General features: G+C 73.7%; 25 protein-coding genes. 19 read left to right on the top strand and 6 right to left on the bottom strand.

Annotation, left to right across the window (positions count from 1 at the left end; genetic code table 11):
- The first annotated feature begins 9 nt into the window (after positions 1-9).
- From NH2_RS00970 to glmM, 4 genes are all read left to right on the top strand, one after another.
- Complete coding sequence (locus NH2_RS00970) at positions 10-1,500, top strand: hypothetical protein (RefSeq protein WP_067646655.1); 1,491 nt, start codon at positions 10-12, stop codon at positions 1,498-1,500.
- 161 nt (positions 1,501-1,661) lie between these two features.
- The gene (rplM, locus tag NH2_RS00965; RefSeq protein ID WP_067646652.1) at positions 1,662-2,105 is read left to right on the top strand and encodes a 50S ribosomal protein L13; all 444 of its coding nucleotides are present in this window, start codon (positions 1,662-1,664) and stop codon (positions 2,103-2,105) included.
- Positions 2,102-2,635 carry a 30S ribosomal protein S9 gene (rpsI, locus tag NH2_RS00960; protein WP_084505115.1) on the top strand — a complete coding sequence of 178 codons (534 nt, stop codon included), beginning with the start codon at positions 2,102-2,104 and terminating at the stop codon, positions 2,633-2,635. Before rplM ends, rpsI begins: the two co-directional genes overlap by 4 nt.
- A gap of 103 nt (positions 2,636-2,738) precedes the next feature.
- A complete protein-coding gene (glmM, locus tag NH2_RS00955) occupies positions 2,739-4,109 on the top strand; it encodes a phosphoglucosamine mutase (protein ID WP_067646649.1) in 1,371 nt (456 codons plus the stop codon).
- A 20-nt stretch (positions 4,110-4,129) separates the two neighbouring features.
- Here the strand turns inward: glmM and NH2_RS00950 are convergent, their stop codons facing one another.
- The gene (locus tag NH2_RS00950; RefSeq protein WP_067647593.1) at positions 4,130-5,764 is read right to left on the bottom strand and encodes an ABC-F family ATP-binding cassette domain-containing protein; all 1,635 of its coding nucleotides are present in this window, start codon (positions 5,762-5,764) and stop codon (positions 4,130-4,132) included.
- 136 nt (positions 5,765-5,900) lie between these two features.
- Here NH2_RS00950 and NH2_RS00945 point away from each other — a divergent pair, with 136 nt between their 5' ends.
- The 5 genes from NH2_RS00945 to NH2_RS00925 all read left to right on the top strand — a co-directional run bounded on the left by NH2_RS00945 (position 5,901) and on the right by NH2_RS00925 (position 9,599).
- Positions 5,901-6,095, top strand: a complete 195-nt coding sequence (locus NH2_RS00945; protein WP_067646647.1) for a PspC domain-containing protein — start codon at positions 5,901-5,903, stop codon at positions 6,093-6,095.
- A 79-nt stretch (positions 6,096-6,174) separates the two neighbouring features.
- Positions 6,175-6,480, top strand: coding sequence for a DUF6802 family protein (locus NH2_RS00940; RefSeq protein WP_067646645.1), 306 nt, complete (start codon positions 6,175-6,177; stop codon positions 6,478-6,480).
- Between the two features lie 102 nt (positions 6,481-6,582).
- Entirely contained in the window at positions 6,583-6,879 is a 297-nt protein-coding gene (locus tag NH2_RS00935; protein ID WP_067646642.1) for a hypothetical protein, read from the top strand.
- Positions 6,880-7,096: 217 nt separating this feature from the next.
- A complete protein-coding gene (locus NH2_RS00930; RefSeq protein ID WP_157103548.1) occupies positions 7,097-8,827 on the top strand; it encodes a hypothetical protein in 1,731 nt (576 codons plus the stop codon).
- A 178-nt stretch (positions 8,828-9,005) separates the two neighbouring features.
- Positions 9,006-9,599 (top strand): hypothetical protein, encoded by a 594-nt coding sequence (locus NH2_RS00925; RefSeq protein ID WP_067646636.1) that lies wholly within the window; start codon positions 9,006-9,008, stop codon positions 9,597-9,599.
- On the opposite strand, the gene NH2_RS00920 is transcribed toward NH2_RS00925, so the two are convergent.
- Complete coding sequence (locus tag NH2_RS00920) at positions 9,572-10,435, bottom strand: dienelactone hydrolase family protein (protein WP_067646633.1); 864 nt, start codon at positions 10,433-10,435, stop codon at positions 9,572-9,574. The two genes, NH2_RS00925 and NH2_RS00920, sit on opposite strands and share 28 nt — an antisense overlap.
- Positions 10,436-10,471: 36 nt before the next feature.
- On the opposite strand from NH2_RS00920, the gene glmS reads away from it, so the two are divergent.
- Complete coding sequence (gene glmS, locus NH2_RS00915) at positions 10,472-12,352, top strand: glutamine--fructose-6-phosphate transaminase (isomerizing) (RefSeq protein ID WP_067646630.1); 1,881 nt, start codon at positions 10,472-10,474, stop codon at positions 12,350-12,352.
- 24 nt (positions 12,353-12,376) lie between these two features.
- On the opposite strand, the gene NH2_RS00910 is transcribed toward glmS, so the two are convergent.
- Complete coding sequence (locus NH2_RS00910; protein ID WP_067647591.1) at positions 12,377-12,793, bottom strand: cupredoxin domain-containing protein; 417 nt, start codon at positions 12,791-12,793, stop codon at positions 12,377-12,379.
- A gap of 118 nt (positions 12,794-12,911) precedes the next feature.
- Between NH2_RS00910 and NH2_RS00905 the strand changes: the two genes are divergently transcribed.
- The 7 genes from NH2_RS00905 (at position 12,912) to tsaD (ending at position 19,655) form a co-directional block, all read left to right on the top strand.
- Positions 12,912-14,555, top strand: coding sequence for an NAD(P)H-hydrate dehydratase (locus tag NH2_RS00905; RefSeq protein WP_067646627.1), 1,644 nt, complete (start codon positions 12,912-12,914; stop codon positions 14,553-14,555).
- Positions 14,556-14,620: 65 nt separating this feature from the next.
- Complete coding sequence (gene alr / locus NH2_RS00900; protein ID WP_169811431.1) at positions 14,621-15,748, top strand: alanine racemase; 1,128 nt, start codon at positions 14,621-14,623, stop codon at positions 15,746-15,748.
- 59 nt (positions 15,749-15,807) lie between these two features.
- A complete protein-coding gene (locus NH2_RS00895) occupies positions 15,808-16,872 on the top strand; it encodes an alpha/beta fold hydrolase (RefSeq protein WP_067647589.1) in 1,065 nt (354 codons plus the stop codon).
- The gene (gene tsaE, locus NH2_RS00890; RefSeq protein ID WP_067646621.1) at positions 16,865-17,311 is read left to right on the top strand and encodes a tRNA (adenosine(37)-N6)-threonylcarbamoyltransferase complex ATPase subunit type 1 TsaE; all 447 of its coding nucleotides are present in this window, start codon (positions 16,865-16,867) and stop codon (positions 17,309-17,311) included. The genes NH2_RS00895 and tsaE overlap by 8 nt, the downstream gene beginning before the upstream one ends.
- Positions 17,312-17,359: 48 nt before the next feature.
- Positions 17,360-18,082: a tRNA (adenosine(37)-N6)-threonylcarbamoyltransferase complex dimerization subunit type 1 TsaB gene (tsaB, locus tag NH2_RS00885; protein ID WP_067646618.1), complete on the top strand. Its 723-nt coding sequence runs from the start codon at positions 17,360-17,362 to the stop codon at positions 18,080-18,082.
- Between the two features lie 23 nt (positions 18,083-18,105).
- Entirely contained in the window at positions 18,106-18,615 is a 510-nt protein-coding gene (gene rimI, locus NH2_RS00880; protein WP_067647587.1) for a ribosomal protein S18-alanine N-acetyltransferase, read from the top strand.
- A complete protein-coding gene (tsaD, locus tag NH2_RS00875) occupies positions 18,612-19,655 on the top strand; it encodes a tRNA (adenosine(37)-N6)-threonylcarbamoyltransferase complex transferase subunit TsaD (protein ID WP_067646614.1) in 1,044 nt (347 codons plus the stop codon). Before rimI ends, tsaD begins: the two co-directional genes overlap by 4 nt.
- 143 nt (positions 19,656-19,798) lie before the next feature.
- On the opposite strand, the gene NH2_RS00870 is transcribed toward tsaD, so the two are convergent.
- Positions 19,799-21,286: a DUF7159 family protein gene (locus tag NH2_RS00870; RefSeq protein WP_067647585.1), complete on the bottom strand. Its 1,488-nt coding sequence runs from the start codon at positions 21,284-21,286 to the stop codon at positions 19,799-19,801.
- Positions 21,287-21,726: 440 nt separating this feature from the next.
- Between NH2_RS00870 and groES the strand changes: the two genes are divergently transcribed.
- The gene (groES, locus tag NH2_RS00865; RefSeq protein WP_067646611.1) at positions 21,727-22,029 is read left to right on the top strand and encodes a co-chaperone GroES; all 303 of its coding nucleotides are present in this window, start codon (positions 21,727-21,729) and stop codon (positions 22,027-22,029) included.
- 91 nt (positions 22,030-22,120) lie between these two features.
- Positions 22,121-23,731, top strand: coding sequence for a chaperonin GroEL (gene groL / locus NH2_RS00860; RefSeq protein ID WP_067646608.1), 1,611 nt, complete (start codon positions 22,121-22,123; stop codon positions 23,729-23,731).
- Positions 23,732-23,829: 98 nt separating this feature from the next.
- Here the strand turns inward: groL and NH2_RS00855 are convergent, their stop codons facing one another.
- Both NH2_RS00855 and NH2_RS00850 read right to left on the bottom strand, forming a co-directional pair.
- Positions 23,830-24,069 (bottom strand): hypothetical protein, encoded by a 240-nt coding sequence (locus tag NH2_RS00855; protein WP_067646605.1) that lies wholly within the window; start codon positions 24,067-24,069, stop codon positions 23,830-23,832.
- Position 24,070: 1 nt separating this feature from the next.
- A complete protein-coding gene (locus NH2_RS00850) occupies positions 24,071-24,709 on the bottom strand; it encodes a sigma-70 family RNA polymerase sigma factor (protein ID WP_281202002.1) in 639 nt (212 codons plus the stop codon).
- Positions 24,710-24,797: the final 88 nt, after the last annotated feature.

Below are 24,797 nucleotides of genomic sequence, written 5' to 3'. Positions count from 1 at the left end.
GGCACACTTATGCCTGTGACGGTGCGAGTTGGGGCGGTACATCTCGGCTGGGATGTGGTGTCCGTCGCCGCAGGCGGCGGTGAGACACCGATCCGCCCGGTGAAAGTGGAGGGTTCGTACTCGACGCCCGCCTATCTGCTGGCGGACTCGTCGGGCAGGCTGCACACCGCCGGTGTCGACCGGCTGCGGCCCGACCTCGGCATGGCCATCGCCGACGTGCGGGACATCCTCGGCCACCCGCAGATCGTGGTGGCGGGCGCCACCTGGCCCGCGGCGATGGTGTTCCGGGCGCGGCTCTACAACCCGCTCGCCTCGATCGGCAGCTACCTGCGCGGCAAGCCGGACGTGGTCGCCATGCCGTACCCGGACGACTGGCCGGAGGAGAAGGTCGAGCTCTACGCCGAGCTGGTCGAGCAGCTCGACGTGGAGGTGGAGCCGCTGCCGGAGAGCGTCGCGCTCTCCGGCTACGTGCGCGCGCTGAACCTGGTGAGCCCGCCGGACGAGCACGACCCGAACGGGGTCGGCGCCACCGGCGTCTACTGCGACGGCCGGACCGTGCTCGTCGTCGCGGTGCACGGCGACGACGAGCAGCCGACCGAATCGGTGGACGTGCACTTCGACCCGGCCGCGCTGCGCGAGGCGCGCGCCGCCGACGACGTGGTGATCGAGGTCATGGCCGCGGCCCGCTCGATCGGCGCGGACACCTCGACCATCCTGCTCGCGGGCAATGTCTACGACAACGAGCCGCTGCGCTTCGCCTTCCGCAACCACCTCGGGCAGCGCTTCCGGGTGGCCGACCACCCGATCCACGCGCTGGTGCTCGGCGCCGCGCACCTGCTGGTCTCCGAGGACGGGTCCGGCGAGCCGGAGCAGGGCGGCAGGCACGCCGAGCGCGGCGAGCAGCCCGCCGCCGAGCAGCCGGAGGCGGCGGCCTGGAGCAGCGCGGTGCAGCGGGACGAGCCGGAGCCGCCCGCGGGGTCCGCCAAGGGCGGGCTGTGGAACCGGATGCGGGACAACTTCTTCGGCGCGCCCGCGGTCGCGGGCGCGATGGCGCTCGCGGTGGTCGCGCTGCCCGGCGACGGGCACGGCACCGCGGCCGAGCCCGCGGCGCCCGCCATCGCCGCCCCCGCTGCGGCCGGTGGCGCGGTCGGATCGGGGGCGGGGTTCGCGGCGGCCGATGGCGTGATCGCGCCGGGTACCGGATTCGTGGCGGCCGGTGGCGGCGCCGCGCCGGTCGTGCCCGGTGCCGCGCCGGTCGCTGGCGTGTTGTCGCCCGCCGGGTTCGGCGCGGCGGTCTCCTGCGCGGTGACCCCGCGGATCGCCGACGGGCACCGCGACGGCATCGCCTCGGTCCGCGCCGAGCTGTGGTTCCGGCCCGGCCGCGACGCTCCGGCGCGCGACCCCGAGCCGGACTGCACGGCGCCGGGCGTCGACACCCTGCGCTACCTCATCCCCGGCCCGCCGGGCGCCCGCGATCCGGGCCCGCCGATCGCCATCTGAGCCGATTCGGTGGCCGCACCGGCGGCTGGTATCGTGGCTTGCTGGCGTGTGGACATCCGGGGTTTCCCGGATGCGCTCGAGGCCCGGGTCTCCACCGGCCGCCGGGAACCCCTCGGCCACGCGCTTCGGCCGGCAACACCGACGACAGACAGGGATGCACTGTGCCTACGTACAGCCCCAAGGCTGGTGACGTCACACGCACGTGGTACGTCATCGACGCCACCGACGTCGTACTCGGCCGCCTTGCCGTGCAGGCAGCGACGCTGCTGCGGGGCAAGAACAAGCCGACCTACGCGCCGAACGTCGATGGTGGCGACTTCGTCATCATCATCAACGCCGACAAGATCTCGCTCAGCGGGAACAAGCGGCAGGACAAGATGATCCACCACCACTCCGGCCACCCGGGCGGCCTCAAGTCGCGCTCTGTCGGTCAGGTCATGGAGACCCGCCCCGACCGGGTCGTGGAGAAGGCGATCAAGGGGATGATCCCCAAGAACAAGCTCGGCAACGCGATCGCGGGCAAGCTCAAGGTGTACGCGGGCCCGACTCATCCGCACGCCGCGCAGCAGCCCGTCCCGTTCGAGATCAAGCAGGTGGCCCAGTGACCGCTCCCGAAAACGACGCCGTCCTCGCCGAGGAGACGGAGCTCACCGAGTACACCTCGGAGGATCCCAACGCCGAGGTGGTGACCGAGGACTACGGCTACGAGGTCGAGTCCGACGAGAGCTACGAGGCCCCGGTTCTCATCGACCGCCCGGTGCAGACCGTCGGCCGCCGCAAGGAGGCCGTGGTCCGCGTCCGCCTGGTGCCCGGCTCCGGCAACTTCGTGCTGAACGGCCGCACCATCGAGGACTACTTCCCGAACAAGGTGCACCAGCAGCTGGTGAAGTCCCCGCTGGTCACCGTCGAGCGCACCGAGTCGTTCGACGTGTACGCCCGGCTCGTCGGCGGCGGCCCCTCCGGCCAGGCAGGCGCGCTGCGGCTCGCCATCGCGCGGGCCCTGATCGAGGTCACCCCGGACGACCGCCCCGCGCTCAAGCGGGCCGGCTTCCTCACCCGTGACCCGCGCGCCACCGAGCGCAAGAAGTACGGTCTGAAGAAGGCCCGCAAGGCGCCTCAGTACTCGAAGCGCTGATCCATCGGATCGTCCGAGAGCAGGCCCCCGGCGCCGCCGGTGGCCTGCTCTCGTGGTGTACGCGGAACTTTCTCCAGGCTGTAGCAATCTCAGGGGCAAGGTAATGGCACGTTTGTTCGGCACCGACGGCATTCGCGGGCTCGCCAACGGCTCGTTGAGCCCGGAACTGGCACTGCAGGTCGCCGGGGCGGCCGCCGAGGTGCTCGGCCGGGGCAAATCCCGCCCGCTCGCGGTGATCGGCCGCGATCCGAGGGCCAGCGGCGAGATGCTGGAGGCCGCCGTCACCGCCGGGCTCACCGCCGCGGGGGTGGACGTGCTCTCGGTCGGCGTGCTGCCGACGCCCGCCGTCGCCTACCTGACCGGGCTCTACGACGCCTGCCTCGGCGTGATGATCTCGGCCTCGCACAACCCCATGCCGGACAACGGCATCAAGATCTTCGCGGCGGGCGGGCACAAGCTCGACGACGCGATCGAGGACCGGATCGAGGCCCTGATCAGGGCGAACACCCCGCAGCGGCCGACCGGCGCCGGGCTCGGCCGGGTGCGGAGCGCCTCCGCCGCCGCCGGGCCGGATGTGCCTGCCGAGTACTCGCTGGCCGGGACGCACGAGCGCTACGTCGAGCACCTGGTCGCGACCATCGGCGAGGAGCTCGCCGGACTCACCGTCGTGGTGGACTGCGCCAACGGCGCCGCCTCCGAGGTCGCCCCCGCGGTGTACCGGGCGGCGGGCGCCACCGTGATCGCCATCAACGCCGAGCCGGACGGGCTGAACATCAACGACCGCTGCGGCTCCACCCACCTCGGCCCGGTGCAGGCCGCGGTGCTCGAGTACGGCGCCGACCTCGGCCTCGCGCTCGACGGCGACGCCGACCGCTGCCTCGCGGTGGACGCCACCGGCGCCGTCGTCGACGGCGACGCCATCCTCGCGGTGCTCGCCATCGCCATGCGCGAGCGCGGCGAGCTGGCCGAGGAGACCCTGGTCGCCACGGTCATGAGCAACCTCGGGCTGCACATCGCCATGCGCGAGGCGGGCATCGCGCTGCGCACCACCGGGGTCGGCGACCGCTACGTGCTCGAGGAGCTGCGCCGGGGCGGGTTCAGCCTGGGCGGCGAGCAGTCCGGGCACGTCATCCTGCCCGCGCACGGCACCACCGGCGACGGCGTGCTCACCGGGCTGCACCTGATGGCGCGGATGGCCGCGACCGGCCGGAGCATCGCCGAGCTGGCGAGCGTGCTCAGCACGGTGCCGCAGGTGCTGGTGAACGTCCCGGTGAGCGACAAGTCGCTGGTGGCCGCGGCGCCCGCGGTGCGCGAGGCGGTGGCCGAGGCGGAGCGCGCGCTCGGCGACAGCGGCCGGGTGCTGCTGCGCCCGAGCGGCACCGAGGAGCTGGTTCGGGTCATGGTGGAGGCCACCGACCCGGCCCGCGCGCGCCAGCTCGCCGACGACCTGGCGCGGCTGGTCGGCTCGGTCTAGCCGGGCGCCGCGCGCGGCGGTCACTCCTCCGTGAGCCGGCCGTCGGCCAGGTGCCAGCGGCGGGTGGCGCGCACCGAGTCGAGCATGCGCCGGTCGTGCGTGACCAGCAGCAGCGTGCCGTCGAAGGAATCGACGGCCTGCTCCAGCTGTTCGATGGCGGGCAGGTCGAGATGGTTCGTCGGCTCGTCCAGGACGAGCAGGTTCACCCCCCGGGCCTGTAGCAGCGCCAGCGCCGCCCTGGTCCGCTCGCCGGGGGAGAGCGTTGCACACGGTCGCAGCACGTGCGGGCCGCGCAGCCCGAATTTGGCCAGTAGCGTCCGCACCTCGGCTTCCGGCAGGTCGGGGACCGCCGCGCCGAAGGTGGCGGCCAGGGTGTCGTCGGCCCGGAAGAGCCCGCGCGCCTGATCCACCTCGCCGACCAGCACGCCGGAGCCGGTGCTCGCGCTGCCGCTGTCCGGCGCGATACGGCCGAGCAGCAGCCCGAGCAGGGTGGACTTGCCCGCGCCGTTCTCGCCGGTCAGCACGATCCGATCGGCCCAGTTCACCTGGGTGCTGATCGGGCCGAGGGTGAAGCCGCCACGCCGCACCACCGCCTCGGAGAGCGTGGCGACCACCGAGCCGCTGCGCGGGGCCGCCGCGATCTCCATCCGCAGCTCCCACTCCTTGCGCGGCTCCTCGACCACCTCCAGCCGCTCGATCCGGCGCTGCGTCTGGCGGGCCTTGGCGGCCTGCTTCTCGGTGGACTCGGCGCGCATCTTGCGCCCGGCCTTGTCCGAGTCGGTCTTGCCCTTGCGCCTGGCATTGCGCACGCCGTGCTCCAGCCAGTTGCGCTGCATCTGCGCGCGCGCCTCCAGCCCCGCCTTGGTGTCGGCGAACTCCTCGTAGGCCTCGCGCGCGTGTCTGCGCGCCACTGCCCGCTCGGCCAGGTAGGACTCGTACCCGCCGTCGTAGTAGGCGACCTGCTGCTGCGCCAGGTCCAGCTCCAGGATGCCGTTCACCGTGCGGGCCAGGAACTCCCGGTCGTGGCTGACCACCATCATCGGCACCCGCACGCCGAGCACGAAGCGCTCCAGCCGGGCCAGGCCGTCCAGGTCCAGGTCGTTGGTCGGCTCGTCCAGCAGCAGCACGTCGTAGCGGGAGAGCAGCACCGAGGCCAGCCCGGCGCGGGCGGCCTGGCCGCCGGAGAGCGCGGTCATGGGGGTGCCGACGCCCTGCGGCAGGGTGCTGTCCAGCCCGACCGCGGCGGCGACCTCGGCGGCGCGCTGCTCCAGGTCGGCGCCGCCGAGCGCGAGCCAGCGCTCCAGGGCGGGGGTGTAGTCGTCGGCGCCGCCGTCGGCGAGCCGCTCGGCGGCGGCGTCCATGGCGCGCTGTGCCTCGGCCACCCCGGTGCGCCGGGCCAGGAACTCCAGCACCGTCTCGCCGGGCACCCGCTCCGGCTCCTGCGCGAGGTGGCCGACGGTGGCGTCCGGCGGGCTCAGCGTGATCCCGGCGGCGGGGGCGCCCGCCAGCAGCCGCAGCAGCGTCGACTTGCCCGCGCCGTTCGCCCCGACCAGGCCGATCACATCGCCCTCGGCCAGCGTGAGGTCGAGGTCGTCGAAGAGGGTGCGTTCGGCGTGCCCGGCAGCGAGACCGCGGGCGTGCAGGGTGGTGCTCACCCGCACGAGTCTGCCGTGTCCGGGTCCGACCCCGAGACCGGGCCGGGCGGAATGGGGGTCGATATGGGTACCGCGACCGATGCGGCGCGAACGCCGCTCGCGCAGAGTGGAAATCGTCACGAGGAGGAGATGACCAATGACCACCACCCCCGCCCGCCGCTTCACCCGCACCGCCGACAACCAGGTGATCGCCGGGGTCTGCGGCGGCATCGCCCGCTACTTCGGCTGGAACCCGACCGTCGTTCGCATCGCGTTCGTGCTCTCCTGCCTGCTGCCCGGCCCGCAGTTCCTGGTGTACGCGGCGCTCTGGCTGCTGATGCCGAAGTACTGAGCGCGACCGGGGCTGCGCTCCGGATCGGCGGGTGACAGGATGGAGGCCACACCCGCCGATCGGCCTTGCAGGAGGAGCCGTGGTCAATTCGCCCGAGTTCCCCGGGATGGACCTCCCCGACGTGGACGCCGCCTCGGCGCTGCACGATCTCGGCGAGGTCGGGCTGGTGCACCCCACCCAGGACATCGACGGCGACGGCGCGCTCGACTCGATCACCGAATCCGACGAGCACGGCCTGCGGGTGTGGACCGACACCGACCGCGACGGCCTCGCCGACCACCTGACCGTGGTGGAGAAGGACGGCGACTACGCCGCCTGGGAGTTCCACCACCATCCGGACGGCACCTCGGAGTGGGTGCGCACCGATCAGGGCAGGCTCGGCTGATCCGGCGGAACCGCGAGCACCCCGGCCGCGTCGAAGGAGGGTGAGGCGGGTTCCGCGCCGCCGCACACCGATCGGGCGAGCAGGAGGGGAGGGGGCGCAGCGATGAGCAGCGAGAACGTCGGGGTGAACACCGGCGAACTGGGGCGGCTGGCGAGCGAACTGCTGGAGTCGGGGGGTGTCGTCGGGGGTTCCGCACAGGTGGTGGCGGAGAACCTGATCGGGGCGGGGGAGGTCGGTTCGCACTATCCGGTCGAGGGGGCCGCGCTCCGGGCCGGGCTGGAGGCGTTGGGGGCGCGGATCGCGGGGTGGTCCGGGGCGACGGTCTCGGCCGCCGAATCCGTGGCGGTGTCGGTGAATCGGCAGGGTGCGGCCGATCGCTTCGCGGCGGGCGAGCAGTGAGATGACGTTCACCGTGCCGTCCGGGGCCACCGTCGCCCAGCTGCTGGAGCTGGGTTCGCGGAGTCTGCTGTACTTCGAGCACTTCGGGCCGCGCTATCAGCGCTGGGCGAAGACGGTGCCGGAGCACGGCGACTACGCCACCCTGCATCGCCGCTTCTACGAGCAGAACGGGTTGTCCGAGGAGCGGATTCGGGCCACCGGGGAGGCGCTGCGCGAGGTGCTCGCCGTGCTGCGCGAGCAGTACCAGGCGCAAGCGGACAGCACGCGCGGCATCGCCGGGGTGTGGCAGGGGGCCGCGGCGACCGCCGCCATCTCGCTGCTGAATCGGCAGCTCGCCGTCGCCGAGGTCGATATCGCCGCTCTGGCCGAGATCTCCGCCGGGTTCGATCGCCTGCCGGAGGCATTGCGGGTGGCGGTTCGCGGCAAAGCCGAGATCGTGCAGCAGATTCTGGAGAACGGCACCGAGCTGTCGATCGATGGGAAGACGCCGGAGGACGTCGATTTCATCATCGACGGGGCCGATGGGTTCGGGTGGACGCACACGCTGAGTGCCGGGTCCGCGGCGAGCCGGGCGCAGGCGTTGTTTCCGGACATGCGGCTCGGGGTCTGGCAGGAGTTCGTGTACGGCGAGGGGGGCGTGCAGAGTCCGTGGTCGCCGTATCAGGATGTGATCTCGCAGCGGTGCCGGGGGTGGCTGGACGAATTGTTCGTGCCGGACTACGAGCGGAAGGTTCGGTGGTTCGGCGAGATCTGTGCGGTTGCCGATGATGGGGTCCGGGGGTTGTACGAGGAGGTTGCCCGGGCGTTCGGGGGGTTGTCGGGGGAGGAGTATGCCCGGGCGGGAGGTACGGCCTCCGAGACGCCGAGCGGGGTGCCGGTCGGGACGGTGCCCGCGAGCGCCGAGCCGGTCGGGACGGCGCCTGCGTCGACTACGCCCGCGGCGACTCCTTCTGCGACGCCGCCGACGTCGACGACGACGGCGTCCACGCCGACGACGACGTCGTCACCGGCCGAAGCGACCTCACCGGCGACGACAACACAGTCGCCCGCGACGAGTCCGACGTCGCCCACGACGAGTCCGACGTCGCCCGCGACGACCACACCGTCGACCACGCCCTCGGTCACCTCGCCCGCCGTCACCGCTCTGGAGGGGCTCAGCACGCTGAACTCGGCGGCCCAGACGCTGACCCCCATCGCGCAGAGCGTGGCGCAATCCCTCGGCACCGGCCTCAGCGCCTTGACCGATTCGGTCACAGCCGGCATCGATGACGCCCTCGAACGGGTACAGCAGGCGTTCGAGCCGGTCGACGCGGACGGCGACGGCCACCCGGACGACCGGGTCCTCGCCGGCTTCCCGCTGGGCGACCGGCACGCCGAGGTCACGCTCGGCGCGGACGGACGGCTCACGCTGACCCTCACCGAGCCGGGCGGTTCGAGCGCCGAGTATCGGTTGGAGACCGACGAAAACGGTCAGCCCGTTCTGGTCCAGGTCGCCCCGGAGACCGGCGCGAAGATCGACCCCGAGAAGGAAACTCCGGACGACTCGCAGTCCGAGCCCGCGCCGGACAGCTCCGGTGACCCGGCTCCGCACGACGACACGGCCGCCTCCCCGGAAGCGGATACCGACGGGACGCCACCGCCCCCGGCTCCGGCCGATCCGCCCCCGCCGAACCCGGATCCGGGCGATCCCAATCCGGCAGACCCGGCTCCGGGCGGTCCCACTCCGGCAGACCCGGCTCCGGGCGGTCCCATTCCGGCAGACCCGGGCCCAGCGAACCCGGCGCCGGGCGACCCCGCTCCGTCGAACACCCCGGGCACCGGTACCCCGTCCACCCCGCGCCGCGGGGAGGACGGCGAACACCGCCCGCAGGCATTCCCGGACAGCGCCCCGGCCGACCCCCCTGCCCCGGACAGCGGTGCCCAGCTCTCGGAAGCGGGCCCGCTGTGAACCACCGCCCCGGGGGCACCCACCGCTGGTCCGCCGCCCTCCGCAATGTCTCCGGCCACCGCCCCGCCCTCCGCTGCGCGGGCCCTATGGACCGCCGTATCGAAGCCCCGGCCGACCCCACCCCCGACGACCCGACCAAGGACGAGCCAGGCGCACCGGCCAAGGAAGGTGAATCCCCATGACCCCCGGCCCCGACCTCGACCGCATCGCCGCCGAATCCACCCGTCGAGCCGCCGCCGTGCTCGACGAACTCACCGCCGCCAATGCCGCCACCGCCCGCACCGCCACCGACCTGGCCACCCGCTCCGCCCGGGCCGTCGAAGCCCTGGAGCGCAGGCACCGGCCGCGCGGCGAATCGGAGCTCGACCAGGCACCGGGTGAGCCCCCGCCGGAAGCCGCGAGCCTCGGTGACCCGTACCGGCAGCCCCCGGGATCCCTCGGTCCGCCTCCGGGGCCGCACGTTCCCGGCACGGGGCAGCCGGGCACGACACCGGAATCCGGGGGCAGGCACGCCGCCCCGGACCCGGACGAGAACACCCGCCCCCTCTGGCGCGCCCCTGGCCCGGACGACGCGGATGCGGGCACCGCGCCACTACCGGTGATCACCGCGCGGGAGCAGGGCGAACAGGAGCGGCGCCGGGAAGAACTGCAGGAGCGCCGCGATGCGATCGCGCGCTCCATCGCCGCCCGAAGGGCGCAGAGCGTCGCTCGGCCGAGCGACCAGGACGACGAGGAGGGCGAGTACTACCGGCGCACCAGCTGGCTGATCTGACGCAGCCCGATCTTCCCCTTGCCGCTGTCCGGCTCGACCGGCGCGTGCGGGTCGACCGCGGTGGTCCGCGGAATCTCCGCCTCGGGGTCGGCGAAGGCGGCGTAGGTCTTGTCGCCGAGCAGCGTGTGCAGCAGGTACCCGGTGAGCAGCGCGCGGGTGGCCCGCGCGTTCTTCGCCTCGAACTTGCCGGCGCCGAGCGCGGCGAGCGAGCGCCGCCCCTCGATGAGGCCGTTGTGCGAGGCGCCGTCCAGGGTGCGCAGCACCAGCGGCCCGCCCCACGCCTCGGCCAGCGGCAGCGCGTCGGAGCTCACCGACTTGGCGTCCACCTCGCCGCCGAGCACGAAGGCGGGGATGTCGAGCCCGGGCGCCAGCTCCTCGGCGGCGGGCGCGGTCGGCGCGGGGAAGAGCGCGGCGTACGCGGCCACCCGCCGCTGCGCGGCGGCGATGGCGGCGGCGCCCGCGCCCATGCCGTGCCCGGCGAGCGCGAGCTTGTCGGGGTGCACGCTGATCGAGCCGTTGCCGAGCCGGACGCCGGTGCAGATGTCGAGCGTGGTCAGCAGGTCGGTGGCGAGCCCGAGGTGCGAGGGGATGGGCCCGCGCTCGGTGTCCGGCGCGGCGGCGACGATGCCCCAGGAGGCGAGGTGCTGCAGCAGCTCGCGGTAGTTCCCGGCCCTGGTGAGCCAGGCGTGCCCGAAGGCGACGGCGGGCAGGTTGGTGCCGCTCTCGGGGGTGAAGACGACGCCGGGCAGCCCGGCCACCGCGAGGTTGCCGCGGAGCACCCGGTGCGGGCCGCGGCTGGTCAGGGTGGTCACGAGTGATTTCACAGACGCCGACACGACGTGAACGGTAGCCGATAAGTACTGTGGGGAGCCATGTGCGGAATCGTGGGGTACGTCGGGTACCGGGATGCGCTCGGCGTCGTCGTCGACGCGTTGCGCCGCATGGAGTATCGCGGCTACGACTCGGCGGGCGTGGCGATTCTGGACGGCGCGGGCGCGCTCGCGGTGGAGCGCAAGGCGGGCAGGCTCGCCAATCTGGAGGCCGAGCTGGCCGAGGCGGGGGCGGGCCGGTTCGCAGGCACCACCGGCATGGGGCACACCCGCTGGGCGACGCACGGCGCGCCGACCGACCGCAACGCGCACCCGCACCGGGACGGCACCGGCACGGTCGCGGTGGTGCACAACGGCATCATCGAGAACTTCGCGCCGCTCCGCCGCGAGCTGGAGGACTCCGGCGTGGAGCTGAGCAGCGACACCGACACCGAGGTGGCGGTGCACCTGGTCGCGCGGGCCTACGCGGACGGCCCCACCGCGGGCGACTTCGAGGCGAGCGCGCTGGCCGTGGTGCGCCGCCTGGAGGGCGCCTTCACGCTGGTCTTCACGCACGCCACGCACCCGGGCACGATCATCGCGGCGCGCCGCTCGACCCCGCTGGTGGTCGGTGTCGGGAAGGGCGAGATGTTCATCGCCTCGGATGTCACCGCGTTCATCGAGCACACCAGGGAGGCGGTCGAGCTCGGTCAGGACCAGGCCGTGGTGATCACCGCCGACAGCTACCGGGTCACCGACTTCGCCGGCGCCGACGCGGGGCAGCGGACCCGCCCCTTCACCATCGACTGGGACCTGGCCGCCGCCGAGAAGGGCGGTCACGACTACTTCATGCTCAAGGAGATCGAGGAGCAGCCGGGCGCGGTCGCCGACACGCTCATGGGGCACTTCACCCTGGACGAGTCGGGCGGCCGGATCGTGCTCGACGAGCAGCGCCTCGCCGACCAGGAGCTGCGCGACTTCGACAAGGTCTTCGTGGTGGCCTGCGGCAGCGCCTACCACTCCGGGCTGCTGGCCAAGTACGCCATCGAGCACTGGACCCGGCTGCCGGTCGAGGTCGAGCTGGCCAGCGAGTTCCGCTACCGCGACCCGGTGCTGGACCGCTCCACCCTGGTCGTCGCCATCTCGCAGTCCGGCGAGACCGCGGACACGCTGGAGGCGGTGCGGCACGCCAAGGAGCAGAAGGCGCGGGTGCTCGCCATCTGCAATACCAATGGCGCGCAGATCCCGCGCGAGTCCGACGCGGTGCTCTACACGAGGGCGGGGCCGGAGATCGGCGTCGCCTCCACCAAGGCGTTCCTCGCCCAGGTGACGGCGAACTACCTGGTCGGGCTGGCGATCGCGCAGGCGCGCGGCACCAAGTACCCGGACGAGGTAGCCCGCGAGTTCGCCGAGCTGGAGGGGATGCCGAAGCTGGTCTCCCGGGTCCTGGAGACGGCGCCGCAGGTGCGGGCCATCGCGCGCGAGCTGGCGCAGGTGCCGACGGTGCTCTTCCTCGGCAGGCACGTCGGGTACCCGGTGGCGCTGGAGGGCGCGCTCAAGCTCAAGGAACTCGCGTACATGCACGCGGAGGGGTTCGCCGCCGGTGAGCTCAAGCACGGGCCGATCGCGCTCATCGAGCAGGGGCTGCCGGTGATCGTGGTCATGCCCTCGCCCAAGGGGCGAGCGGTGCTGCACTCCAAGCTGCTCAGCAATATCCGGGAGATCCAGGCACGCGGCGCGCGCACCATCGTGATCGCGGAGGAGGGCGACGACACGGTGCGGCCGTTCGCCGACGACCTCATCGAGATCCCGACAGCGCCGACGCTCTTCCAGCCGCTGCTCTCCACGGTGCCGCTGCAGATCTTCGCCGCCGAGGTGGCGCAGGCGCGGGGGTACGACGTGGACAAGCCGCGCAACCTGGCCAAATCGGTGACGGTCGAGTGAGCGGGGCGGGCTTCGGCCCGCCCCTCACGCCACGACGACGGTGCCGCGCATCTCCGGGTGCAGCGAGCACAGGTAGCGGTAGTTGCCGGGCGCGATGAAGGTGTAGCTCCAGGAGCCCTCGTTCAGGATCGGGCTGTTGATACCCATGGCCCGGTCGCCGATGCCCTGCACGGAGTGCGCCGCGCTGTCGGCGAATTCCCAGGTCACGGTATCGCCGACCGAGACGCGGAGCTCGGAGGGGGAGAAGGTCATGTCGTCCACGCGCACGGTGACCGTGCTCGGCTCGGCGGCCTGAGGCGCGGTCGTGGCGCCGCCCGGCTGTGCGGAGGTGCCGCTCGCCGGGGTCGCGGCCGGGGAGTCGTCGGTGCCGCAGGCTGTGGTGCAGGCCAGGACGGCGAGGGCTGCGAGGGCGGTACGGACGCGGCGGCGGGGGAGCGGCATGATCGCCAAGCGTAGTCGGCGGCGCGCGGCGGGCTCACCGGCCGCACCCGGCGCGCGGGCACTGTGCGATGCTCGCGCCGGACCATGTACGGGCAGTCGAGGCAGCGCAGGAGGGGACATGGCGTTCTCCCGTCGGGGGTACTACACGGCGGACCAGGTGCGGGCAGCCGAAGCCGAGCTGTTCACCCGGGTGGCGGACGGAGTGCCGATGCGCCGCGCGGCGTACGGCCTCGCCACCGTGGTGGCGCGCGAGCTGGCGGAGCGCACCGGCGGGGTGGCGGGGCGGCGGGTGACGCTGCTGGTCGGCTCCGGTGACAACGGCGGCGATGCGCTCTGGGCGGGCGCCGCGTTGCGTCGCCGGGGGGTCGCGGTCACCGCGCTGCTGCTGAGCCCGAAGCGGGCGCACGCCGCCGGGCTCGCCGCGCTGCGCGCGGCGCGGGGCCGGGTGCTGAACGCGGGCCGCGCGGTGCCGCCCCAGCAGGCGTCGATCGCGGCGCTCGACGCCGACCTGGTACTCGACGGCATCGTCGGCATCTCCGGGCGCGGATCCCTGCGCCCGGACGCGGCGGCGCTCGTCGCGGCCGTCCGAGCCCCGATCATCGCCGCCGACCTGCCCAGCGGCGTCGACCCGGACACCGGCGCGGTCGACGGGCCCGGCGTGCGCGCGGCGGTGACCGTCGCCTTCGGGGCGCGCAAGCCGGTGCACGCGCTGGCGGCGCCGCACTGCGGCCGGATCGAGCTGGTCGATATCGGATTGCGGCTGCCCGCCCCGGAATTCGCGGCGCTGGAACCGGCGGAGATCGGCGCCCGCTGGCCGGTGCCAGGCGCAGCGGACGACAAGTACAGCCAGGGGGCGACCGGGATCGCGGCGGGCAGCGCGCGGTACCCGGGCGCCGCGGTGCTGTGCGCAGGCGGCGCGGTGGCCGCGACCTCCGGCCTGGTGCGGTACGCGGGCACCGGCGCCGACGCGGTGCTCGCCCGCTTTCCCGAGGTCATCGCCACCGACGATCCGGCGAACGCGGGCCGGGTGCAGTCCTGGGTGATCGGCCCGGGCGCGGGCACCGACGCGGCCGCCGCCGAACGGCTGCGCACGGTGCTCGCCACCGACCTCCCGGTGGTCGTCGACGCCGATGCCCTCACCCTCCTCGCCGCCGACCGAGCCCCGCTGCGCGACCGCACGGCCCCGACGGTCCTCACCCCGCACGCGGGCGAGTTCGCCCGGCTCACCGGGCACCCGGTCGGCGCCGACCGGGTCGCCGCCGTCCGCGACCTGGCTCGCTCCTGGCAGGTCACGGTGCTGCTCAAGGGTCGCGCGACGATCGTCGCCGCCCCCGACGGCACCGTCCTGGTCAACGAGGCGGGCGGCTCCTGGGCCGCCACCGCGGGCGCGGGCGACATCCTCTCCGGCATCATCGGCGCCCTCCTCGCCGCCGGTCACGACCCGGCATGGGCCGCCGCGGCCGCCGCCCGCGCGCACGCCCTCGCCGCCAACCTGGCCGCCGCATCGGTCATCCCGCCCGCCGCCGAGCCCGCTGCCGCCGCCCGCCCCGCCGCAACGCCGGGCGGCCTCACCGTCTCGGTCGAAGGTGCCGCCGACGTGCCTGCCGGTCCGCTCGCCGGCGGCGTCAGCGGCCCCGCGGCCACCGGCGCCTCCGGGCCACCCGCGAACGCCCCTGCGGGCGCACCCATTTCGGCGACCCCGCTCCTCGACCACCTCCGCCCCGCCATCGCCACCCTCCGCGCCACCGCCGCGAGCGGGTGATCGAAGGCACGCCGGAGCGGCCGCGAGCGCCGGTGCCCCCGATCACAGTGGCAGGATCGGGGATCGTGCATGCGCAAGCGGAGACCGTCGTCGACCTGGGCGCCATCGCGCACAATGTGCGGATCCTGCGCGAACACGCGGGCACCGCGGCGCTGATGGTCGTGGTCAAGGCGGACGGCTACAACCACGGCGCGGTCGAGGTCGGCCGCGCCGCGCTGGCGGCCGGCGCCCGCGAACTCGGGGTGACCACGGTGGCCGAGGCGGTGGCGCTGCGCGCGGCCGGGATCACCGCGCCGGTGCTGTGCTGGCTCAACGACGCCGACGCCGACTTCGCCGCCGCCGTCCGCGCCGACGTGGAGATCGGTGTCTCCACGCTCGCCCAGCTCGAGGCGGTGGCCGCCGCCGCCCGCGCCACCGGCTGCGCCGCGGTGCTGAGCCTCAAGGTGGACACCGGCCTGAACCGCAACGGCATCGCCGCCGCCGAGTACCCCGGCGTGCTGACCGCGCTGCGCCCGCTGGTCGACGAGGGGGTGGTGCGGCTGCGCGCGATCTTCTCGCACCTCGCGCACGCCGACGAGCCCGGCCACCCCTTCCTCGACGTGCAGCGCGACCGCTTCCTCGCGGCGGTCGCGCTGGCGAAGGAGCACGGCCTGCAGCCCGACGTTCTGCACCTCGCCAACTCCGCGGCCACCCTGACCAGGCCCGACCTCGCCTTCGATCTGGTCCGCCCCGGCATCGCGGTGTACGGGCTGAACCCGGCGCCGCAGGTCGGTGACTTCGGGCTGCGCCCGGCCATGACCTTCCGCGCCAGGGTGGCGCTGGTGAAGGCGGTGGCGGCGGGCGAGGGTGTCTCCTACGGCCACGAATGGGTCGCACCGCGGGACACCACGGTTGCGCTGATCCCGGTCGGGTACGCCGATGGTGTGTTCCGAACGCTCGGCGGCCGCATCGACGTCTTCGTCGGCGGGGCACGGCATCCCAATGTCGGGCGGGTGTGCATGGATCAGCTGGTGGTCGATCTGGGCGCGAACGCCGCGGGGGTGCGGCCGGGCGACGATGCCGTGCTCTTCGGGGCGGGCCCCGGCGTGCCGGGCGCCCAGGAGTGGGCGGATCTGCTCGGAACCATCCACTATGAGGTGGTGTGCTCCCCGCGCGGCCGGGTGCGGCGCACGTTCACGGAGGAGGGCGGGTGAGCGAGAACCTCGGCGCCGCCCGCCGGGTGCGGGTCGCCCGCACGGACACAGGAGGACGGATGAAGCGGATCGTGCAGGGCGGCGCGGCGACCGCGGTCGCCGTGAGCGCGCTCGCCGTCGCACACGTGCTGCGGCGCATGGGTTCCCGGGTGCTCTGGCCGGCGCGCGCCGACGAGTACCGGGACGAGGACTTCGGGCTGCTCGGCCGGGACCGCGCCGCCGTGGTGCACGCCACCGACGGCGTGCCGCTCGCGGTCCGCGAGCACGGCCCGGCCGACGCCGCGGTGACCGTCGTCTTCGTGCACGGCTTCTGCAACGACATGACCTCGTACCACTTCCAGCGCCGCGACCTGCCCGGGCTCTGGGGCGACCGGGCCCGGCTGGTCTTCTACGACCAGCGCGGCCACGGCGAGTCCGGCGTGCCGGAGGCGGCGAACTGCACGGTGGGCCAGCTCGCCGCCGACCTGGCCGCCGTGATCGAGGCGCGGGCCCCGCGCGGCCCGGTGGTGCTGGTCGGGCACTCGCTCGGCGGCATGGCGGTGCTCGCCACCGCGGCCGCGTACCAGGGGCTGTTCCGGCAGCGGGTCGCGGGCGTCGCGCTCATCTGCACCACCGCCGCCGGGACGACCGCGGGCGGCATCGGCCAGCTGCTGCCGAACCCCGCGCTGGACGGCTTCCGGCTCGCGGTCCGGCTGGCGCCCGCGCTGGTGCAGGCGGGCCGCACCACCGCCCGGCACGTCATCACCCCGCTGCTGCACGTGAGTTCGTTCCACGGCCAGGTGAGCCCGACGCTCTCCCGCTTCACCACCATGATGATCGACCGCACCCCGGTCGCCACCATCGTGAAGTTCCTGCAGGCCATCGAGGTGCACGACGAGTCGGCGGCGCTGCCCGCGCTGGCCGGGGTGCCCGTGCTGGTGATCGGCGGCGGGTACGACCGGGTGATCCCGTTCAAGAACTCCGAGCTGCTCGCGCAGGAGATCCCGGAGGCCGAGCTGGTCCGGCTGGACGGCGGGGCGCACATGCCGCACCTGCAGTTCCCGGAGGCCGTGAACGCGGCGCTGGACCGGCTCTTCGCCAGGGCGATGCCGGTCGCGGGCAAGCGGACGGCCTCCGGTGGCTGATCGCGCCACCAGGTTACTGCCGACGGTCGAGGACACCGAGGCGCTCGGCCGGGAACTCGCCGCCGGGTTGCGCGCAGGTGATCTGGTGGTGCTGGACGGCCCGCTCGGCGCGGGCAAGACCGCGCTCACCCGCGGCATCGCCGCCGGGCTCGACGTGCTCGGCCGGGTGAGCTCGCCCACCTTCGTGATCGCGCGGGCGCACCGTCCCGGCGGCCGCGGGATCGCGCTGGTGCACGTGGACGCCTACCGGCTCGGCGGTGACCTGGACCAACTCGACGCGCTCGACCTCGACGCCGACCTGGACCGCGCGGTCGTCGTGGTCGAGTGGGGGCGTGGCGTGGTCGAGCACCTGACCGATCGGCACCTGCTGGTCCGGCTGGTCCGGGAGCCGGAATCCGATGTGCGAACGGCCAGTTGGGAGTGGGTGCGGGAGCCGTGAACCCGCGCCCCTTCGGCGCCGGTACCACCCGGTATCGTTGACCGAATCATGCTTGTACTCGCCGTCGACACCGCGACACCCGCCGTCACCGCGGGACTGGTGCACCTCGAGCAGACCGGAGCCGGGCCGATCCCGGAGCGGGTGCGCACCGTCGCCTCTCGGGTGTACGTCGACGCCCGCGCGCACGCCGAGGTGCTGACTCCGCAGATCCTGGAGTGCCTCGCCGAGTCGGGCTGTGCCCGCGGCGACATCGGCGCCGTCGTCGCCGGGATCGGGCCGGGCCCGTTCACCGGGCTACGGGTCGGCATGGCGACCGCGGCCGCCTTCGGCGACGCGCTCGGCATCCCGGTGTACGGCGTCTGCAGCCTGGACGCCATCGCGGCCGACGCCGGGCGCGAGCCGCGCGGTGAAAACCCGGCGGCGGACGCCGATCCCGACGCCGCCGGGCTGCTCGTGGTCACCGACGCCAGGCGCCGCGAGGTGTACTGGGCCCGCTACCGCGACGGCGCGCGGGTGGCGGGGCCTGCCGTGGACAAGCCCGCCGACGTCGACCCGGACACCGTCGCGGCGATCGCGGGCTCGGCCTCGCACGTCGACCTCTTCGACCTGCCGGTGCTCCCGGTGGAGAGCCCGTCGCCGCTCGGCCTGGTCACCGTGGCCGCCCCCGCGCTGCTCGCCGGCGCCGCGCCGGAACCGCTGGTCCCGCTCTACCTGCGCAGGCCGGACGCGGTCGAGCGCAGCTACCGCGCACTCGACCGGACCGGAGCGTGATCGTGGCCATCCACATCGAGCCCATGCGGCCCCGCGATATCGAGCGCTGCGTCGAGCTGGAGCAGCTGCTCTTCCCGGAGGACGACCCGTGGCACGCGGTCGCCTTCCGCTCCGAGCTGGCCGGCTCGCACAACCGCTACATCGCGGCGCGGGACTCCGACGACCGGCTGGTCGGCTACGCCGGGATCGCGCTGCTCGGCGATGCCGCCTACCCGGAGGCCGAGGTGCACACCATCGGCGTCGACCCGGAGGTGCACCGCGCAGGCATCGGCACGCTGCTGCTGGAGTGGCTGCTCACCGAGGCGGCCAAGCGCGGCGGCCCGGTCTTCCTCGAGGTGCGCACCGACAACGCCCCCGCCATCGCGCTCTACGCCAAGCACGGCTTCCACATCATCGGGCTGCGCAAGAATTACTACCACCCCAGCGGCGCCGACGCGTACACCATGCGCCGCCCCGAGCTCGGCGACTTCCCCGGGCTCGCCCGGGACGGCGGCTCCGGCGCCGCGGTGCGCGGCGACGAGGTGCTCTCGTGATCGTGCTCGGAATCGAGAGTTCCTGCGACGAGACCGGTGTCGGTGTGGTGCGCAGGCACCCCGACGGCCGCTGCGAGCTGCTCGCCGACGAGGTGGCGTCCAGCGTCGACCAGCACGCCCGCTTCGGCGGCGTGGTGCCGGAGATCGCGTCGCGGGCGCACCTGGAGGCCGTCGTGCCCGCCATGCGCCGCGCGCTGGCGACCGCGGGCATCGAGCGGCCGGACGCGCTCGCCGTCACCATCGGCCCCGGACTCGCCGGTGCGCTGCTGGTCGGGGTGGCCGCCGCCAAGGCGTACGCGGCCGCCTGGGACATCCCGTTCTACGCGCTGAACCACCTGGGCGGGCACGTCGCGGTGGACACCCTCGAGCACGGCCCGATGCCGCCCTGCGTCGCGCTGCTCGTCTCCGGCGGCCACACCCACCTGCTGCGCGTCACCGACCTCGCCGAGCCCATCGCCGAGCTGGGCAGCACCGTGGACGACGCGGCGGGCGAGGCCTTCGACAAGGTCGCCAGGCTGCTCGGGCTCGGCTACCCCGGCGGCCCCGCGCTGGACGCCGCCGCGGCCACCGGCGACCCGGCGGCCATCGCCTTCCCGCGCGGCATGACCGGCCCCCGCGACGCCCGCTACGACTTCTCCTTCTCCGGCCTCAAGACCGCGGTGGCGCGGCACGTGGAGGCGGCCCAGCGCGCCGGGATCGCCCCGGGGGCGCTGCCCATCCCGGATATCGCGGCGTCCTTCCAGGAGGCGGTGGCCGACGTACTGACCCGCAAGGCGGTGCGCGCCGCGCAGGACACCGGGGTGCGGACCCTTGTCCTCGGCGGCGGTGCGACGGCCAACTCGCGGATCCGGTCCATGGCCGAGGAGCGCTGCGCCGCAGCCGGTCTCACCCTGCGGGTGCCGAAGCCGCGGCTCTGCACCGACAACGGGGTGATGATCGCCGCGCTCGGCGCGCACGTCATCGCGGGCGGCGCGGAGCCGTCACCGCTCACGGTGGAGACCGACCCCGGGCTGCCGGTGTCGATCAGCCGGGTCGGCTGAGCGGACGGCCCGAACTCGCGCGGCGGCTGCCGGGCGGAGGGCTGGACTCGCGCGGCGGCTGCGGGGCGGAGACCCGAACTCGCGCGCGGCGGGCCGCCGCCGTGCGAACGGGTCCGAGTTCGCGCGGCTGCCGGAGCGCGGCGTCAGCGCGGGATGGCGAGCGTCGGCAGCGGAGCCGAGCTCTGCGCTGTCGCGGTCGTGCCCCCCGCGGAGCCGGTGTCGGCCTGCGGCGGCAGCGGCATGCTGTTCTCGGCCGGTACCTGCGCGTTCGGCGGCACGGACGAGGGGCTCACGGTCCGGGTCGGCGCGGTGCTCGGGAGCTCGAGCCCGGGGCCGAGCGAGTTCGGGAACGGGATGGGTGGATTGTTCGGATCCGGACGCAGCGTGGGCGAGGTGGGGCCGACCGGCTGGCTGGTGGTGACGGCGGGCGGGGTGGTGGCCGAGGTGGGGGCGGGCGGCTCGGCGGTGCTGCCCGGCACGCCTGCCTGCGACGTCGGGACCGGCGGGGCGGTGGTCGCGGGTACCCCGCCGCTGCTCGTCGTCCCGGCGGGCGAGACCTCCTCGTCCGCGATCGGCGCGAACTCGCGCACTCCGTAGCCGATCACCAGCCCGACCACGACCAGCGCGCCGGCCAGCACCCCGGCCACCTTGGTCACGGTCCGGCCGGAGGTGTCGGCGCGCACCGCCGCGACCGGGGCCTCCGGCAGCGTCTGCGCCTGATCGGCGACGAGCGCGGCGCCCTTGGCGATCACGGCGTCCGGATCGGGCACGGTGAGCACCGGGATGCCGAGCCGGTCGTGCAGCGCGGAGAGCACCGCGGGGATATTGGCGCCGCCGCCGATCACGGTGACCGCCTCCGGCAGCCGCTCCGCGCGCTCGGCGGCGATCGCGGTGAAGTGCGCGATATCGCGGAGCAGATCCTCGATCAGGTACTCGAAGTCCTCGCGGGTCAGCTTGAGCGGGCGGCCCGCCACGTGGTCGACGGTGACCGCGGGCGTCACCGAGAGGTGCTCCTTGGCGGCGCGTGCCCGGTTCACCAGGGTGTGCCGGTTCGGGCGGGTGCCGCGCCGGGCGAAGTGCTGGTCCACCAGGTGCCGGTAGATCAGCTCGTCGATGGCGTTGCCGCTCAGCACCGAGGTGCGCTCGGCCACCAGCACGGCGCCGTCGGCGCGGTCGGCGACGGTGACGGTGAGCCCGGTGGCGCCGAGATCGACGACGGCGACGGTGGCGTACCGGTCGAGCAGGCCGGTGTGGCGCAGGTAGGTGAGGGCGGCGGTGAACTCCGGCACCAGCCGCAGCTCCCGCTGCCTGCCGGTGGCGGCCCGGATGATCTGCTCCTGCTCCTTGCCGCGGTAGGCGACGGCCACGCTGGTCGGCGCCTCGGCGTGGATCGGCTCGGGGCGCTCGGTGAAGCGGGCGCCGACCGGGTGCACCGGCTCGCGCGGGTGTGTCGCGGGCAGCTGGGTGGTCATCAGCTCGATGGACGAGGTGACCAGGTCGCCGAGGTCGGAGTGCGCGGCATCGGCGGAGACGACCCGGTAGTCGAAGGTCTGGGCGCCGTTCGGCGCGGTGGCGACGGTGGCCGAACAGACGACCTCGTTGCCTGCCGAGATCCCCAGGGACGTTCGCATGGTCACCTCCCCTCGCGCGGCGGACTGTCCGTAGCTGGCGTGCGGTGTTCGGGTTCTGGGCTCCGCTGTCACTGTGACGCGGAGTCACTGTGAAACCTGGTACCACCGAGCGTCGATGCGCGGCGGGCGGCACGGAGCGGCCGACACGGAACGCTCGACCATAGTGTCACGATCCGTTATCCGAACGTTACAGATTTCTCGGGAGCTTGGAAAGTCCCCCAGTTCTGGTGACTCGGGAGGGTATGTCCCGGCCGGTGTGGCGCGGTAGCAGAGCCAGACCTTGAGCGCTGGCACTCGCATGTATAGAGTGCTAGTCGGCACTGTGTGAGGGCTCCGGCACCCGCGACGACGGGGCTGTACGCAGGGTCAGCAGAAATCGACCCCAACGGGTGGAACAACAGTTTCGCCCGACCGTAATCCCCGAAAGTGGAGGGCTCAACGTGGCGAGCGTGAACATCAAGCCGCTCGAGGACAAGATCCTCGTCCAGGCCAACGAGGCCGAGACGACGACTGCCTCCGGCCTGGTCATCCCCGACACGGCCAAGGAGAAGCCGCAGGAGGGCACCGTCGTGGCCGTCGGCCCCGGTCGCTGGGACGACGAGGGCGAGAAGCGGATCCCGCTGGACGTCCAGGAGGGTGACACCGTCATCTACAGCAAGTACGGCGGCACCGAGATCAAGTACCAGGGCGGGGAGTACCTCATCCTGTCGGCGCGTGACGTGCTGGCTGTCGTCACCAAGTAGCCGTTCGGGCACCCGCGTTCCGCCCCGGAGTCGTCCGACCCGGGGCGGAGTGCGTTCTGCGCCTGCACCGAAACCACAGGAGCGAAACCCCATGGCAAAGCAGATCGAGTTCGACGAGAAGGCTCGCCGGGCTCTGGAACGCGGTGTCGACAAGCTCGCCGACGCCGTGAAGGTCACCCTGGGCCCGCGCGGCAGGCACGTCGTGCTCGCCAAGGCCTTCGGCGGCCCCACCGTGACCAACGACGGCGTCACGATCGCGCGCGACATCGAGCTCGAGGACCCGTTCGAGAACCTGGGCGCGCAGCTGGTGAAGAGCGTCGCGACCAAGACCAACGACGTCGCGGGCGACGGCACCACCACCGCCACCGTGCTGGCCCAGGCGCTGGTCCGCGGCGGGCTGAAGAACATCGCCGCCGGCGCCAACCCGATCGCCGTCGGCGCCGGCATCGCCAAGGCGGCCGACGCCGTCTCCGAGGCGCTGCTGAAGCTGGCCACCCCGGTCTCCGGCGAGCAGGCCATCGCCCAGGTCGCCACGGTCTCCTCGCGTGACCCGGAGATCGGCGAGATGGTCGGCAAGGCGCTCACCACGGTCGGCAAGGACGGCGTCGTCACCGTCGAGGAGGCCTCGACGCTGCTCACCGAGCTGGTCGTCACCGAGGGCGTGCAGTTCGACAAGGGCTACCTCTCGCCCTACTTCGTCACCGACACCGACACCCAGCAGGCCGTCCTGGAGGACGCCTACATCCTGCTGCACCGGGAGAAGATCAGCTCGCTGCCCGACCTGCTCCCGCTGCTGGAGAAGATCGCGGAGAGCGGCAAGGCCGTGCTGATCATCGCCGAGGACGTCGAGGGCGAGGCGCTCTCCACCCTGGTGGTGAACAGCATCCGTAAGACGATCAAGGCCGTCGCGGTCAAGGCGCCGTTCTTCGGCGACCGGCGCAAGGCGTTCCTGGACGACCTGGCCGTCGTCACCGCGGGCACCGTGGTGAACCCGGATATCGGTATCGGGCTGCGCGATGCCGGGCTGGACGTGCTCGGCGTGGCCCGCCGCATCGTGGTGAGCAAGGACGACACCACCATCATCGACGGCGCGGGCACCGCCGACGATCTGGCCGCCCGCAGCGCGCAGCTGCGCCGGGAGATCGAGGCGACCGATTCCGACTGGGATCGGGAGAAGCTCGAGGAGCGGCTGGCCAAGCTGGCGGGCGGCGTCGCGGTGATCCGGGTCGGCGCGGCCACCGAGACCGCGCTCAAGGAGCGCAAGTACCGGGTGGACGACGCGGTGAGCGCGGCCAAGGCCGCCGTCGCCGAGGGCATCGTGCCCGGTGGCGGCACCGCGCTGGTGCTGGCAGGGGCCGAGCTGGAGGCGCTGCGCGATTCGCTCTCCGGCGACGAGGCGGCCGGCGTCGAGGTGGTCAGGCAGGCGCTGCGCGCGCCGCTGTACTGGATCGCCAGCAATGCCGGGCTGGACGGCGCGGTCGTGGTCAGCAAGGTCGCCGAGGGGAAGCTGGGCTTCAACGCCGCCACCCTCACCTACGGTGACCTGCTCGCCGAGGGCGTCGTCGACCCGGTGCGGGTCACCCGCTCCGCGGTGGTCAACGCCGCCTCGGTGGCGCGGATGGTGCTCACCACCGAGAGCGCCGTGGTCGAGAAGCCCGCCGAGGACGAGGCGGATCACTCGCACCACGGGCACAGCCACTGATTTGTGCGCGAGCAGCGCCCCCGGACCGTGCGGTCCGGGGGCGCTGCTCGTCGGGCGGGTTGTCGTGCCCTACCCGCTGCGCCGGGGGTCCCCGGCGCTCAGGAGGCGGTGTCGCGCTCGGGGGCGATGGCCTCGAGCAGGCGGGCGCGGAGCGCGGGAGGTGGGGGCGCGGCGGTGACCTCGGCGAGCGCGGCTAGCGCGGCTCTGGAGTTCCGCACCTCGGTGCGGAACTCGTCGCGGGCCGCGGTGCCGAGCACCGCGACCACCGCTTCGTGGTCTTCGTCGTCGATCGAGCCGAGCGCGACGGTGTGCGCGAGGTCGAGACTCGGCTCGTCCATCTCACGGCACCCCCAAACTTCTCTTCAGGCGAGTGAGCCCGTCCCGTATGCGGGACTTGACCGTAGGCAAGCCTACGCCGAGATGCCGCGCCACCTCCGCGTAGGTCCGGCCGCCGTAGTAGGCGAGCGAGATCGCCTCGCGCTGCGTCTCGGTGAGTGTGGCGAGCCCGGCGACCACCGCCTGCTGCTCCAGCCTGCGTTCCACCTCCTCGGTCACCTCGTCGAAGTCGTACCCGAGTACCCGGCTGCCGTAGGTGTTCTCGCGCTGGCTGTGCGCCTGCTCCGCGCGTACCCGGTCGACCGCGCGCCGGTGCGCGAGGGTCATCAGCCAGGTCAGCGCCGAGCCCTTGGCCGGGTCGAAGCCGGACGCGGTGCGCCAGATCTGGAGATAGACCTCCTGGGTCGTCTCCTCGGCGTACCCGGCGTCCTGCAGCACCCGCAGCACCAGCCCGAAGACCCGCGCGCTCGTGCGGTCGTAGAGTTCGGCGAACGCCTCCTGGTCGGCGCGGCCGCAGCCGCGTAGCAGCTGCGCGAGCTCGAGATTTTCCGCCGCGCGCGCCGTCGTAGCAGTGCCCGTGCCCGGTGGGCAGGCTGCTCTCCGGAACGCATCGCCCCCTGCGGCCGAAGGCCGCGTCGTCACAACGCTCCATTCTGAGTCATCGCGGACTACGGTAGCGTGCGGCCCCGCGCGCCGTGGCAGGACACGGCAAACCATCGGCCAACCGGCG

This window comes from Nocardia harenae NBRC 108248 (assembly GCF_001612885.1).
GTDB lineage: Bacteria > Actinomycetota > Actinomycetes > Mycobacteriales > Mycobacteriaceae > Nocardia > Nocardia harenae.
The sequence above is the reverse complement of the archived record's forward strand: the minus strand, read 5'-3'. Positions and strand labels throughout refer to the sequence as shown.